Annotated in this window: 13 protein-coding genes and 1 tRNA gene; 3 read left to right on the plus strand and 11 right to left on the minus strand. The window is 70.0% G+C overall.

The annotated features are described in order from the left end of the window. Window positions 1-78 precede the first annotated feature (78 nt). Window positions 79-1,368, minus strand: a complete 1,290-nt coding sequence (locus tag EFJ44_RS01510; RefSeq protein ID WP_125255422.1) for a hypothetical protein — start codon at window positions 1,366-1,368, stop codon at window positions 79-81. 109 nt (window positions 1,369-1,477) lie between these two features. On the opposite strand from EFJ44_RS01510, the gene EFJ44_RS01515 reads away from it, so the two are divergent. Further along, window positions 1,478-1,554: transfer RNA gene (locus EFJ44_RS01515), tRNA-Arg, on the plus strand. Between the two features lie 20 nt (window positions 1,555-1,574). Here the strand turns inward: EFJ44_RS01515 and EFJ44_RS01520 are convergent. Continuing rightward, on the minus strand, window positions 1,575-1,820 hold the full coding sequence (locus EFJ44_RS01520; RefSeq protein WP_125255423.1) for a hypothetical protein: 246 nt from the start codon (window positions 1,818-1,820) through the stop codon (window positions 1,575-1,577). A 151-nt stretch (window positions 1,821-1,971) separates the two neighbouring features. On the opposite strand from EFJ44_RS01520, the gene EFJ44_RS01525 reads away from it, so the two are divergent. Then, complete coding sequence (locus tag EFJ44_RS01525; RefSeq protein ID WP_125255424.1) at window positions 1,972-3,198, plus strand: NAD-dependent epimerase/dehydratase family protein; 1,227 nt, start codon at window positions 1,972-1,974, stop codon at window positions 3,196-3,198. Continuing rightward, entirely contained in the window at window positions 3,198-4,079 is an 882-nt protein-coding gene (locus EFJ44_RS01530; RefSeq protein ID WP_125255425.1) for a Rossmann-fold NAD(P)-binding domain-containing protein, read from the plus strand. Before EFJ44_RS01525 ends, EFJ44_RS01530 begins: the two co-directional genes overlap by 1 nt. 51 nt (window positions 4,080-4,130) lie before the next feature. On the opposite strand, the gene EFJ44_RS01535 is transcribed toward EFJ44_RS01530, so the two are convergent. The 9 genes from EFJ44_RS01535 to infC all read right to left on the minus strand — a co-directional run bounded on the left by EFJ44_RS01535 (window position 4,131) and on the right by infC (window position 12,735). After that, window positions 4,131-4,742, minus strand: a complete 612-nt coding sequence (locus tag EFJ44_RS01535) for a DUF1134 domain-containing protein (protein WP_125255426.1) — start codon at window positions 4,740-4,742, stop codon at window positions 4,131-4,133. Window positions 4,743-4,847: 105 nt separating this feature from the next. Continuing rightward, window positions 4,848-7,256 (minus strand): phenylalanine--tRNA ligase subunit beta, encoded by a 2,409-nt coding sequence (gene pheT / locus EFJ44_RS01540; RefSeq protein ID WP_125255427.1) that lies wholly within the window; start codon window positions 7,254-7,256, stop codon window positions 4,848-4,850. Then, entirely contained in the window at window positions 7,253-7,669 is a 417-nt protein-coding gene (locus EFJ44_RS01545; RefSeq protein ID WP_125255428.1) for a hypothetical protein, read from the minus strand. The genes pheT and EFJ44_RS01545 overlap by 4 nt, the downstream gene beginning before the upstream one ends. Window positions 7,670-7,692: 23 nt before the next feature. Beyond that, window positions 7,693-8,091 (minus strand): hypothetical protein, encoded by a 399-nt coding sequence (locus EFJ44_RS01550; RefSeq protein WP_125255429.1) that lies wholly within the window; start codon window positions 8,089-8,091, stop codon window positions 7,693-7,695. Continuing rightward, window positions 8,088-9,164, minus strand: coding sequence for a phenylalanine--tRNA ligase subunit alpha (gene pheS, locus EFJ44_RS01555; RefSeq protein ID WP_125255430.1), 1,077 nt, complete (start codon window positions 9,162-9,164; stop codon window positions 8,088-8,090). Before pheS ends, EFJ44_RS01550 begins: the two co-directional genes overlap by 4 nt. A gap of 71 nt (window positions 9,165-9,235) precedes the next feature. After that, on the minus strand, window positions 9,236-11,200 hold the full coding sequence (locus EFJ44_RS01560; protein ID WP_241209637.1) for an alpha/beta hydrolase family protein: 1,965 nt from the start codon (window positions 11,198-11,200) through the stop codon (window positions 9,236-9,238). Between the two features lie 123 nt (window positions 11,201-11,323). Then, a complete protein-coding gene (gene rplT / locus EFJ44_RS01565) occupies window positions 11,324-11,692 on the minus strand; it encodes a 50S ribosomal protein L20 (protein WP_125255431.1) in 369 nt (122 codons plus the stop codon). A gap of 107 nt (window positions 11,693-11,799) precedes the next feature. Next, a complete protein-coding gene (rpmI, locus tag EFJ44_RS01570) occupies window positions 11,800-11,997 on the minus strand; it encodes a 50S ribosomal protein L35 (protein ID WP_125255432.1) in 198 nt (65 codons plus the stop codon). A gap of 216 nt (window positions 11,998-12,213) precedes the next feature. Then, a complete protein-coding gene (gene infC / locus EFJ44_RS01575; protein WP_125255433.1) occupies window positions 12,214-12,735 on the minus strand; it encodes a translation initiation factor IF-3 in 522 nt (173 codons plus the stop codon). Between the last annotated feature and the right edge of the window lie 101 nt (window positions 12,736-12,836).

Genomic DNA, 12,836 nt, shown 5'->3' on the forward strand with positions numbered 1-12,836 from the left:
CCCCCGCCGGATCGCTCCGGCGGGGGTTTTGCTTTCCTGCGCCCCGTCGCCCGGCGTGCGACGCCCCGCCGCTGGGAGCTAGAGCAGATCCACCGGCAGGATCTGGCTGCCCAGCAGCATCTCCATCGTGCCCCAGTGGTCCGGGCCCTGCGCCTCGACCCAGTCCTGCACCATGTCGCGGCCCAGGCTGTAGTTGATGATGTAGCTGCGATAGGCGTCGATGAAGCGGATGCGCCGCTCGGCCGAGGCGCGGCTGTGCAGGCCGTACTTCATCAGGTTCTGGATCGTCGTCTCGCGGTCGGCGCGGCCCGACAGCCAGTCGTCGGCGATGGTGTATTCCGCCCGGGCCAGCTCGCGCATGACCGACAGGATGCCCTCCTGCACGTCCACCCCGGCGGGGTTCAGCCCGGCCAGCGGATACAGGACCCGACGCTCCCACTCGCCGCGCGTGGCGCCGGGGAAGGCCAGGTCGATGCCATAGTTGGCGCTGCCCTCGGCGATCAGGCTCATCGGGCTGTAGAGCGGATAGACGCTCATCTCGACCCAGCCCTTCTCGCGGACGAAGGTCTTCTCCAGCAGCATGTTGTAGACGTGGTGGCCGGGATAGCCCTCGTGGCAGCCCAGATCGACCGCCCGCTCGATCGAGATCGGCTGGTCGACGTTGATCTGGATCAGGCTCTGCGAATTGCCCTGATACCAGTTGTAGCCGCTCCACGGCTTGTCGGTGACGAACTCCAGGGTGAAGGTCTCGTTTTCCGGCAGATCGATGTGCTGCTCGGTGCGCGCCTTGCACTCGTCGATGGCGGCGCGCATCACCGCCTCCTGTCTGTCGCGCGGCACGGCGGCGCCGACGCGGAAGGCGGCCAGCCGCTCGTTGATCGAGCCCTCGCCCGGCAGCAGGGCGTCCAGCCGCGCCAGCACCGGATCGAAGCTCGACAGCGGCCGCGTCTCCGGCCGCACGCCGAACAGGGCCTCGGCCTCGTCGGCGAAGCTGAACTTCTCGCCCTCGATCATGCGCAGGCGGGCGTGGGCGGCAGAAACGTGGGCCAGCAGATAGGCCTTGCGGCGTCCCACCTCCGCCGGCGCCGAGGCGGGCACGTCGACCGCCTCCAGGCGCCGCGTCAGGTCCTCGGCACGCACCTTCAGTTCGGCCGGCGTCTCCTTTACGGCCTTCGCCTCGGCCTGCCACTCGGCCGGGCCGTAGTAGGCGTCCACGTAGCCTTCCTCGATCTCGCCCACGTCGAGGATCAGCCGGACGTAGTCCTCGGCGATCGCGTTCAGGTCGTCGCCGACCGGGCTGACGGCGCCGGGCGCGGGCGCGCAGGAGGCCGCGATGAGGGCGAGGGTCGACAGGATCAGCACGCGCATGGGGCACTCCGCGAAGACGTTTTCGGCCCGCACGCTAGAGCCGTATCGGGCCGGGGGGAAGCGCGCTTCCCTTCCGCTCCGGTTTCCCCTAGGAAGGCCGCCGGCCCAAGCACCCGTAGCTCAGCTGGATAGAGCGTTGCCCTCCGAAGGCAAAGGTCACACGTTCGAATCGTGTCGGGTGCGCCATTTTCCTCCGGAGGTCGGGGTCAGCGCGTGCGGCTGGAGGGCTCGCCGTTGATCTTGCAGACGAAGTCGCGTTCCGGGGCGCCCGAGACGCTGGCGCCGCTGGCGGTCAGGTCATTGGGCGTCAGGATGCCGCCTCGCGCGCGACAATCCTCGGTCAGGCGGTTCAGTTCGCTGGAATAGCTTTCGTTCATCCCGGAGCCGCCCGCGCAGGCCGCGACGGCGAAGAGGGCGGCGGCGGCGAGGCCGCGGAGGGCGAGGGCGGTCATGTGCGTCTCTCCATGTCTGTTTCGAGGAAACGGGATCGAAGCCTGGCCGTTCCTTTGACGCCGAGCGTGCGCCCCCTTCGCCCGCCCGGCAAGTCCGCTTGACCGACCGGCCGCATGCTCTAGGCAGGTCCGACTGAATCGAGGAGCGACCATGAAGGTTCTGGTTCTGGGCGGCGACGGCTTCTGCGGCTGGCCCACGGCGCTGCACCTGTCGGCGCGCGGATGGGACGTCGCCATCGTCGACAACCTGAGCCGGCGCGCCATCGACCAGGAACTGGAGGTCCAGTCCCTGACCCCGATCCGCCCGATCCTCGACCGGATCGCCGCCTGGAAGGAAATCTCCGGCCGCGAGATCGGCTTCGTCGACCTCACGGTCGGCAAGGACTTCGACGGTCTGGTGGCCCTGATCCGCGACTGGGCGCCCGACAGCGTCGTGCATTTCGCCGAGCAGCGGGCCGCGCCCTATTCGATGAAGTCGGCGCGGCACAAGCTCTACACCGTCGACAACAACCTGAACGCCACCAATCACCTGCTGGCCGCCATCGTCGAGAGCGGCCGCGACGTGCATCTCGCGCACCTGGGCACCATGGGCGTCTACGGCTACACCACCGCCGGCCTGCGCATCCCGGAGGGCTATCTGACCGTCACGGTCGACACCGACTTCGGCCCGACCCAGCAGGAGATCCTGTTCCCGCCGAACCCGGGCAGCATCTATCACATGACCAAGACGCAGGACGCCCTGCTGTTCCAGTTCTACGCCAAGAACGACGGACTGCGGATCACCGACCTGCACCAGGGCATCGTCTGGGGCACCCAGACGGAAGAGACGCGCCGGGACGAACGGCTGATCAACCGCTTCGACTACGACGGCGACTACGGCACCGTGTTGAACCGGTTCCTGATGCAGGCGGCGGTGGGGCATCCGCTGACCGTGCACGGGTCGGGCGGTCAGACCCGGGCCTTCATCCACATCCAGGACACGGTGCGGTGCGTCGAACTGGCGCTGAACAATCCGCCGAAGGCGGGCGACCGCGTGAAGATCCTGAACCAGATGACCGAGAGCCGTCGCGTCCGGGATCTGGCCGCCATGATCGCGCAGATGACCGGCGCCGAGGTGCACAACGTCGCCAATCCGCGGCAGGAGGCCGACGAGAACGAGCTGGTCGTGGCCAACGACCAGTTCCGCGACCTGGGTCTGAAGCCGATCACCCTGGCCCAGGGCCTGATGGACGAGGTCACGGACGTGGCGCGCCGCTGGGCCGACCGGGTCGACATGACCAAGATCCCCTGCGTCTCGGCGTGGAACGCCAAACGCGAGCTGGCCCTCGCCGAGGGCAAGGCGCCGGTTCCGCCCGCGCGCGCCGTCCGCCGCGCCTGATGGCGACAGGAGAGCCGACGCGCCTGCTGGTGTTCGGCGGCGGACGGCTGGGCCGGGCGACGGCCCGGCTGGTCCGCGCGGCCGGCGGGACGGCCGCGGCCACCTCGCGCGAGCCCGACCGCCGCGCGGCGCTGGAGGCGGAAGGGATCGACGCCGTGGACCCGGCCGCCCCCGAGGCGCTGGCGCGGGCCGTCGCGAATTGCTCTGCCCTGCTGGTCACCGCCCCGCCGGACGTCGACGGCTGTCCGGGCCTGCGGGCGCTGGAGCCGTGTCTGGGCGGCGACGTCTGGCCCGACTGGATCGGCTATGTCTCGTCCACGGCCGTCTATGGCGACCGCGACGGCGGCTGGGCCTTCGAGGACGACCCCCTGCACGCGGCCACGCTGGAAGGGGCCCGCCGGGTGCGGGCCGAACGGGCCTGGCTGGAGATCGCCCAGGGGCTGGGCCTGACCGTGCAGATCTTCCGCCTGCCGGCCCTTTACGGTCCCGGCCGCTCGCCGTTCGACCGGCTGCGCGCCGGCACGGCCCGGCGCGTGCGCAAGCCCGGTCAGGTCTTCAACCGCATTCACGAGGAGGACGCCGCGCGGGGCTTCCTGGCCTCCATGGCGCGGCCGCGGCCCGGCGGCGTCTACACCCTGTGCGACGACGAACCGTCGCCGGCCGACGAGGTCGTCGACTGGGCCGCCGCCCGTCTCGGCCTGCCGCCGCCGCCCGAGGTCGACTGGACCGATCCCGAGGTGTCCGACGAGATGCGCCGCTTCTACCGCGACTCCAAACGTCTCTCGAACGCCCGCGCCAAGGCCGAGCTGGGCTGGCGCCCGCTGTATCCCGGCTACCGGGAAGGGCTGGAGGCGGTGCTGAGCGCCGAATCCCGCGCATAGCGCGGCGCCCTTCAAGCAGCGAGCGCCCGCGGCGCGAGCGGTAGGGCCAACCTAAAAAGGCAGCAGGTTCCGCTGACGGCTGTAGGCCATGGTGCCGACGTTGGCGCCCAGACGCAGGCCGACGCCAGTGCGGATGGGGGCCAGGATGATGCCGTCGGCCTGCTGGTAGTTCACGCCCAGACCGCCGACCAGATAGGCCGAGCCCTCGACGCCGGGATAGCGACGGTAGATCATGTCCGGATAGTACAGGCCGTAGACCAAGGTGAAGACGCGGCTGGCGTTTCCGCCCACGTCCCAGCCGATCGAGATGCCCTGCCAGAACACCTCCTGGCTGGCCGAGAGGTCCTTCATGTGCAGGGCGCCGCGGCCGTAGCGCGCGCCGACCCCGAAGGCGCCCGCGCCCTCCTCGCCGGCGATGTAGGCCGTCGGGCTGTCGCCCTGGTCGGCGAAGATGCGCTCGATGGCGCCGCCGATGGCTTCGGCCGCGATTCCGAGTTCGCGCGATCCCGCCGCGATCAGCTCTTCGGAGGTGTAGGCCGGGGCCTGACGGTCGCGGTCGATCGGATAGTTGGTCGTCGGCGCCGCGTTCGGCGTGGCGCAGGCGGCCAGCCCGGAGGTGGCGCCCAGGGCGAGGCCCGACTGGATCAGGTGACGACGATGCATGGCGAAGCGGGCCCCGTTCGGCGAATTCAGCGACGGCGCAGCCTCGCCGTCCAATGCGTCAGCCTTGCGGCGGCAAAGTTAACGGAAACTTGCCGCCGACGGGCTTCAGCCCCTGAGCGTCGCGCCCAGCCTGGCCGCCGCCGCCGTCACCTTGCCGGTCAGCGCCTCGATGTCCGCGTCCGACAGGGTCGCCTCGCGCGGCTGAAGCACCACCTCCAGGGCGATCGAGGCCTTTCCGTCCGGCACGCCGGCGCCGCGATAGACGTCGAACACGCGCACCTCGGCGATCAGCGCCTTGTCCGCGCCGGCCACGGCCCGCACCAGATCGCCGGCCGCCACGCCGTCGTCGACCACGAAGGCGAAATCGCGGGTCAGGGGCATGAGCACGGGCAGATCGGCCGACCCGCGCGACTTCGACTTCTGCCCGCGCGGCTCCGGCAGGGCGTCCAGCACGATCTCGAAGCCGTACAGCGGGCCGTCGGCGTCCAGCGCCTTCAGCACGCGCGGATGCAGCTGACCGAACTCGGCGACGATCGTCTTCGGCCCCAGCTGCAGCCGCGCCGAGCGGCCGGGGTGCCACCAGTCGCGGTTCTGGCCCTGCGCCAGCTGCAACGAGGCGACGGGCGCGCCCATCCGGTCCAGCACGGCCGTCAGGTCCCCCTTGACCGCGAACAGGGCGTCCTCGCCCTTGCCGGACCAGTGCCGCGCGGCGCGGTCGGACATGACCCCGGCCAGAACGGTGCGCTGGTCGGTCGGTCCGTCGCCCAGGTAGATCGGGCCGATCTCGAACAGGGCGACGTCGGCATGGCCGCGCGCGGCGTTGCGCGCCGCCGCCTGGATCAGGTTCGGCAGGACCGAGGGCCGCATGCAGTCCAGATCGGCGGCGATCGGGTTCTCCAGCAGCAGCCGGTCGTCGCCGCCGCCGAACAGTCGCGCCGTGTCCTGCTTCAGGAAGGACCAGGTCACCGCCTCGAACCAGCCCAGGGCCGCCATGGCCCGACGGGCCGTGCGGATCCGCGCCTGACGCGGGCTCAGCACGCCGCGCGGCGGCGCCCCGAGGTCGGGCAGGGGCGTGGACGGCAGGGAGTCGTAGCCGACGATGCGGGCGACTTCCTCGACGAGATCGGCCGGGCCTTCCACGTCGCGTCGCCACGTAGGCGGCGTGACCGACCACGGCGAGCCGCGGGCGACGCCGAAGCCCAGGTCGGTCAGGATCTCGGCGATCCTGTCCTCCCCGACCTCCAGCCCCGTCAGGGCCGCGACACGCGCAGGGTCGAAGGCGAAGGGGAGGGGCGCGGCGGGGGCTTGACCGGACAGGGTCGTCGCCGACGCCTCGCCGCCGCACAGGTCGAGGATCAGCCGCGTCGCCAGCTCGACGCCCGGCACGAGCGAGGCCGTGTCCACGCCGCGGGCGAAGCGGTACTGGGCGTCCGACGCGATCGACAGGTCGCGACCGGTCTGCGCCGTCGCCAGAGGGTCGAACCAGGCGCTCTCCAGAAAGACGTCCGTGGTGGCGTCGTCGCACCCGGTGCTCTCGCCGCCCATGACGCCGCCCAGACCGATGGGGCGCTCGCCCGCCGCGTCCGAGATGACGCAATGATGGGGGCCGACCGCATAGGTCTTGCCGTCCAGGGCGATCAGATGTTCCGGCTCGCCCGTGTCGCGGGCGACCTGACCGCCGCGAACCACGATCTCCGACCCGACCAGCTTGGCCATGTCATAGACGTGCAGCGGTCGCGCGCGGTCGTAGGAGATCAGGTTGGTGACGTCGACCAGACGGTTGATCGAGCGCAGGCCGATCGCCGTCAGTCGCCGCTTCAACCACTCCGGAGAGGGCCCGTTGGTCACGCCGCGGATGACGCGTCCGGCGAAGGCGGGGCACAGCTGCGGCGCGTCCAGCCGCACCGTCACCGGATTGTCGAAGGTCCCGGGGACCGGAACGATCTCCGGCGTCTTCAACGTGCCCAGTCCGGCGGCGGCCAGATCGCGGGCGATCCCGGCCACGCCCAGCCAGTCCGGGCGGTTGGGCGTCACCTCGAAATCGATGACCGGTTCCGCGCCGAAGACGCCGGCGGCCGGTTCGCCGACGCGGACGTCGTCGGCCAGTTCCAGGATGCCGTCGCTCTCGTCGGCCAGTTCCAGCTCGGCGGCGGAGCACAGCATGCCGTGCGAGACCACGCCCCGGACGGGCTTCTCGACCAGGGTCACGCCCAGGCCGGGCACGAAGGCGCCGATCGGCGCATAGATGGTCGTCAGGCCCGCGCGCGCGTTGGGCGCGCCGCAGACGATCTCCTTCATGCCGTCGACGGTCTCGACCTGACAGACCTGCAGCCGGTCGGCCTGGGGGTGGCGTTCGGCCGAGACGATGCGCGCGGCCGTGAACGGCGCCAGCGCCGCGATCGGGTCATGGACCTCCTCGACCTCAAGACCCGCGCGCGTCATGGCCTCCGCCACGGTGGCGACGTCGGCGTCCGTGTCGAGATGGTCCTTCAACCAGGACAGGGTGAATTTCACGCCTGCGGCTCCGTCTGCGACAGCGACTGCACGCCGCGCAGGTCTTCCAGCAGTTCGTCGGAACCGGTGAAGCCGACCTGAACGAATCGGCAGCGCACGAACTTGCAGTCAGCCACGCCGACCACGCCGGCCAGCTTCTGGCCCTGCGGCTTGTAGAGCAGGTTGTTCATGTCGCTGGTCGTGCCCATGGCGCAGCCGTCGAACGTCGTGCCCGTCATCACCGCCATGACCGCCGGCCCCTCGATGACGCAGTCCGTGAAGGTCTTGCCCCTGATCGCCATCTCGCCGGCGTTCCAGTGGTGCACCGCCAGCAGGGGCAGCCAGACGGCCTCCTTCTCGAAGGCGGTGCGGGCCACCAGTTCGCGGCCGTAGGCCTCGTCCGGGGAGAAGGCGGCCTGGGTCTTGTCGGTCATGATCTCGGTCTTTCTCGCGTGCGTCAGTCCGGCCGGACCTGGTCGGCCAGCGTCTGGAGCAGGGTCTCGTTTCCGGTGAAGCCCAGGTTGTGGAAGCGGCAGTTTCGGAAGGTGCAGTCCCGCACGGGGATCGATCCGACCGCCATGGTCCCGTTCAGCGACCGGAACAACATGCCGCGCACGTCGCCGTCGCACGGGCCGAAGTCGACGCCGTCGAACGTCGTGCCGTCCAGCACGAGGACCAGGGCGGGGCCGTCGATCACGCAGTCCACGAAGGTCCGCCCCTCGATCACGCCGCCGCCGCCCGCCTGCGTCAGGGCCCGGTAGAGGTCGGACAGGGCGAACCGTCCGCCCCGGAATTCCCGGGCCCGGGGGTCCATCTCGCGCGCCGCGGGGGTCTGCAGCAGGGTCGGTTCGGTCATGACAGGCCTCCGGCCGAGGACGGCGCCGCGAACGGCGAGAAGCCATAGTGCGCCAGCCAGCGCACGTCGGCGTCGAACATGGGGCGCAGGTCCGGGATGCCGTACTTCAGCATGGCCAGGCGGTCCACGCCCATGCCGAAGGCGAAGCCCTGCCATTCCTCGGGGTCCAGACCGCAGGCGCGCAGGACGTTGGGATGCACCATCCCGCAGCCCAGGATCTCCATCCAGTCGTCGCCCTCGTTCAGCTTCAGCGTGCCGCCGGAGCGGTCGCATCGGATGTCCATCTCGGCCGAGGGCTCTGTGAAGGGGAAGTGGTGCGGGCGAAAGCGGGCCTGGATGCCGTCCAGCTCGAAGAAGCGGGCGACGAAGGTCTCCAGCGTCCACTTCAGGTGGCCCATGTGGACGCCCTTGTCGATCACCAGGCCCTCGACCTGATGGAACATGGGCGTGTGGGTGGCGTCCGAGTCCTTCCGGAAGGTGCGGCCCGGCGCGACGATGCGGATCGGCGGCGTCTGGCTCATCATCGTCCGCACCTGCACCGGGCTGGTGTGGGTGCGCAGCACCTTGCGCTCGCCCGTCTGCGGGTCGGGTTTCAGGAAGAAGGTGTCGTGCATCTCCCGCGCCGGATGCTTGGGCGGGAAGTTCAGGGCCGTGAAGTTGTGGAAGTCGTCCTCGACGTCCGGCCCCTCGGCCACGGCGAAGCCCATGTCGGCGAACAGGGAGATCATCTCCTCCATCACCTGCATGGTGGGGTGGACCCCGCCCTTGCGGCGCGGCCGCGCCGGCAACGACAGGTCGACGCGCTCGGCCTGCAGCCGGGACTCCAGCTCGGCGGCCTCCAGCTCGGCCTTGCGGGCGCCCAGGGCCGACTGCACGCGGTCGCGCAGACCGTTGATGACCGGCCCCTTCTCGCGCCGCTCCTCCGGGCTCATCGCCCCCATGCCCTTCAGCAGGCCCGAGATCGTGCCCGACTTGCCGAGGGCGGCGACGCGCAGCTCCTCGACCTCGGCCGCGGTCTCCGCCGCGCCGATCGCGTTGATCAGATCAAGTTCGAGCTGGTTCAGGTCGGTCATGTCGCGCAGCCTGTAGCGGCCGCGAGGCGGTTCGTCATCCCCGGCGCCGCGTCGCGGGCGTCGTCGCCCGCTCAGTCGACGGGATTGTGCTCACCCAGAAACCGGACCGTCTCGGCCAGCACGCGCCGGCGCGTCCCGGTGTTCGACAGCCAGTGGTCCTCGCCGGCGAGCTCGATCAGCTCATGAGGCTTGCCCGCGCGTCGCAGAGCCTCCGCCATCGCCCGGCTCTGGAAGATCGGCACGACGGTGTCGTCCCGGCCGTGGATCAACAGGATGGGCGCGTCGGCCTGCTCAGCGAGCCTCGCCGGAGACCTCTCGTCCAGCGAACGATCGCCCAGGCGTTCCGCGCCCATGAAGCGGCTCCAGTAACGGACCGTGTCGTTGTCGCGGCGCGATCCCATCGCGGCCTCGTGATCCACCATCCGCCGCAGGTCGGAGACGCCGGCCACGGCGACGGCGCATCTGTAGACCCCGCGGTCCAGCGTCGGGCCCGCCATCGCCGCATATCCTCCATAGCTGGCCCCGACGATGCAGACGCGCGACGGATCGATCACGCCCGCGCCGGCCAGATGGCGGACCCCGTCGGAGAGGTCGGTCTGCATCTTGCGGCCCCACTCGCCGTACCCGGCCTCCATGAAGGCTTGGCCGTAACCGGTCGATCCGCGGAAGTTGGCCTGCAGGACGGCGTAGCCTTCCGCCGCCAGCGCCTGTCCCCACCAGTCGAACCCGGCGGTGTCCCGCGCGGCGGGTCCCCCGTGGGCCAGAACCACCAGCGGCAGGCCCTGCGGCTCCTTGCCCGACGGCAGCGTCAGATAGCCGTTGATCTCCAGTCCGTCCGCCGCACGATAGGACAGCGGCATGATCTGGGCCACATGGGCGGGTTCGATGTCGGGATAGGCGGCGCCCACGTCGGTGAAGGCTCCGAGTTCCAGATCGACGAAGTGGTACGATCCGGAATCTCCCGTCCCGCTGGTGAACGCCACCGCGCTCGTCAGGTCGTCGCTCCAGCCGACCAGTTCCGGCGCCCGGCCGGGCAGCGCCTTCTCCACGGCGTCCCACAGCACCAGCGCCGCGTCGTCGAAGAAGGCATAGCGCATTCCGTCCTCCTCGACCCGCCTCACGCCGATCAGCCGCCGCGTCGCGGGGTGAAACAGCATCCCGGTCGGGTCGAACTCGAACCGCAGCGGTCGCCACTCGCCCGATTTCATGTCGACGTCGAAGAACCGGGTCGGCGTGCGCCCGCCACGATCCAGATCCGGGCGATCGGCGACCACGATCACGCTCTCGCCCTCGAGGCCCAGCCCGACCAGTCCCGGCAGGTCGACCGGCGCCTCGGTCCGCCAGACTTCGCGGTACCCGTTCCCCTCGCGCAAATGCAGGCTCCAGACCTTCGTGCGCTGGTCGTACTCCGAGCGGGCGACGGCGCGCCCGTCGACGCCGAGCAGATAATCGTCGACCTCGCGGCCCATGCGCTCGGCGAGCCGGGCGCGGCCGCTTTGCGGATCGACGCGGTACAGGTCGATTCCCGAGGTGAACGAGTGGGCGCGGACGAGCAGCGTAGCCCCGTCCGTCCCGACCACCTCGGCGGGGCCCATCAGCGCAGGGAACATGTCGGGGTCCCGCGCCAGCATCGGCGTGACCCGCTCGGCGGCGGGTTCGAAGACCCGAGCGAAGAACAGCTCCTCCTTCACCAGTCCGAGGTCCGGCAGGAACTCGGTCGAGGACACGGTGACCAGCACCTGCTCCTCGTCGATCCACTGGACGTCGCGCACCTTCACCTCGCCGATTCCGGCCCGACCGACCACCGTCCGGTCGTCCATGTCGACCACGGACAGCACGCGCGTCTCGCCCGAGACGCCCACGAACGCCAGACGACGCCCGGTCGGCGACAGGGCGACCAGTTCGACCGCCGGCAAGGCGCCGTAGGCCGACAGGGGCGGCTTGCTCCCGGTGGGCGGCGGGGCTTGGGCGACGCAGACCGCGGGGGCCAGGGCGGCGATCATGGCCGCAAGGCCGAGCCGAAAGACTGAACGCATGACGCACCCCCCGAACTTCGCCCGTTATTCCACAGTCCCGGGCAATCTCAACCGGGGCGCGCAATGCGAAAAGCCCCCCGGCGCGGGCCGGGGGGCTTTTGCGGTTTCCGTGTCCGGAATGCCTTAGGCCGCGGCCTTCTTGTCCAGCGCTTCGCGGACCTTGCCGGCGATGGCGGCGAAGCCGGCGTCGTCCGCGGCGATCGCGGCCATGACCTTGCGGTCCATCTCGATGCCGGCCAGCGACAGGCCGTGCATGAACTGGGAATAGGTCATGTCGTGCAGGCGGGCGGCGGCGTTGATGCGCTGGATCCACAGGGCGCGGAACGAGCGCTTCTTGTTGCGGCGGTCGCGATAGGCGTATTGCCCGGCGCGGTCCACGGCCGCCTTGGCGGCGCGGATGGTGTTCTTGCGGCGGCCGTAGAAGCCCTTGGCCTGCTTCAGGACCTTCTTGTGCTTGGCGTGGGACGTGACGCCCCGGGTGACGCGAGCCATGATGTTTCTCTTCGAGAAGGGCCCCTACCGTTCGCCGCGCGGCGGCTCACTGCTTGAGGGGCGTGTGTTCAAATTCAGGGTTGAGGATCAGTCCTTGCGCGCGCCGGTCAGGCGTACGGCATGTAGGTCTTGATCTTCCTGGCGTCGGCGTCCGACATCACCGCGGTGCCGCGGTTCTGACGGATGTACTTCGAGTTGTGGCTGATCAGGCGGTGGCGCTTGCCGGCGACCCCTGCCTTCACCTTGCCCGACGCGGTGAATTTGAAGCGCTTCTTGGCGCCCGACTTCGTCTTCAGCTTCGGCATTTTCACTCTCTCATTTTGAGAGGCCATCGCCTGTCGGCCACTTGAGCCCGACGGGACGACGACCTTGATTTAGGACCGCCCAGGCATGCCTGTTCGCCCGGCGGTCCGGTACGCGAAGGCGCGGCTTTTAGAAGAAGCGGCCGCCGAACGCAATGGGACTCGCGAAAACGCCCCGCCGGGCGGGCGGGGCGTCGTGGGTCCGGTGATCGCGAGGGCCTACTTCGGCGCCAGGATCATGATCATCTGGCGGCCCTCCATGCGGGGGGCGTACTCGACCTTGGCGACTTCCTCGAAGTCGGCCTGCACCTTGTTGAGCAGCTTCATGCCCAGTTCGGGGTGGGCCATCTCGCGGCCGCGGAAGCGCAGGGTCACCTTGACCTTGTCGCCCTCCTCGAAGAAGCGCGTCATGGCCTTGGCCTTCACGTCGTAGTCGTGGGTGTCGATGTTGGGCCGGAGCTTGATCTCCTTCAGTTCGACGACCTTCTGCTTCTTGCGGGCGGCGGCCTTCTTCTTCTGCTCCTCGAAGCGGAATTTGCCGTAGTCGAGGATCTTGCAGACCGGCGGCTCGGACGTCGACACGATCTGAACCAGGTCCAGGCCCGCCTCCTCGGCGGCCTCCAGCGCGGCCGACAGGGGCATGACGCCCTGCTTCTCGCCGTTCTGGTCGATCAGAAGCACCCGCGGCGCGCGGATGTCCTGGTTCATCGGGGGGCCGTCCTTCACGGGCGGCGCTTGCATCGGTCTACGAATGGGCGTCGGTTCCTTGTCTGTTCAATCGCGGTGAGCGGCGGGCGCGCGTGCGCCTGCGGTCCCTCTCCGCCCGTCCAATATGCCGTCGC

It is taken from the genome of Brevundimonas fluminis (assembly GCF_003934285.1).
In the GTDB taxonomy this organism is placed as follows: Bacteria; Pseudomonadota; Alphaproteobacteria; order Caulobacterales; family Caulobacteraceae; genus Brevundimonas; species Brevundimonas fluminis.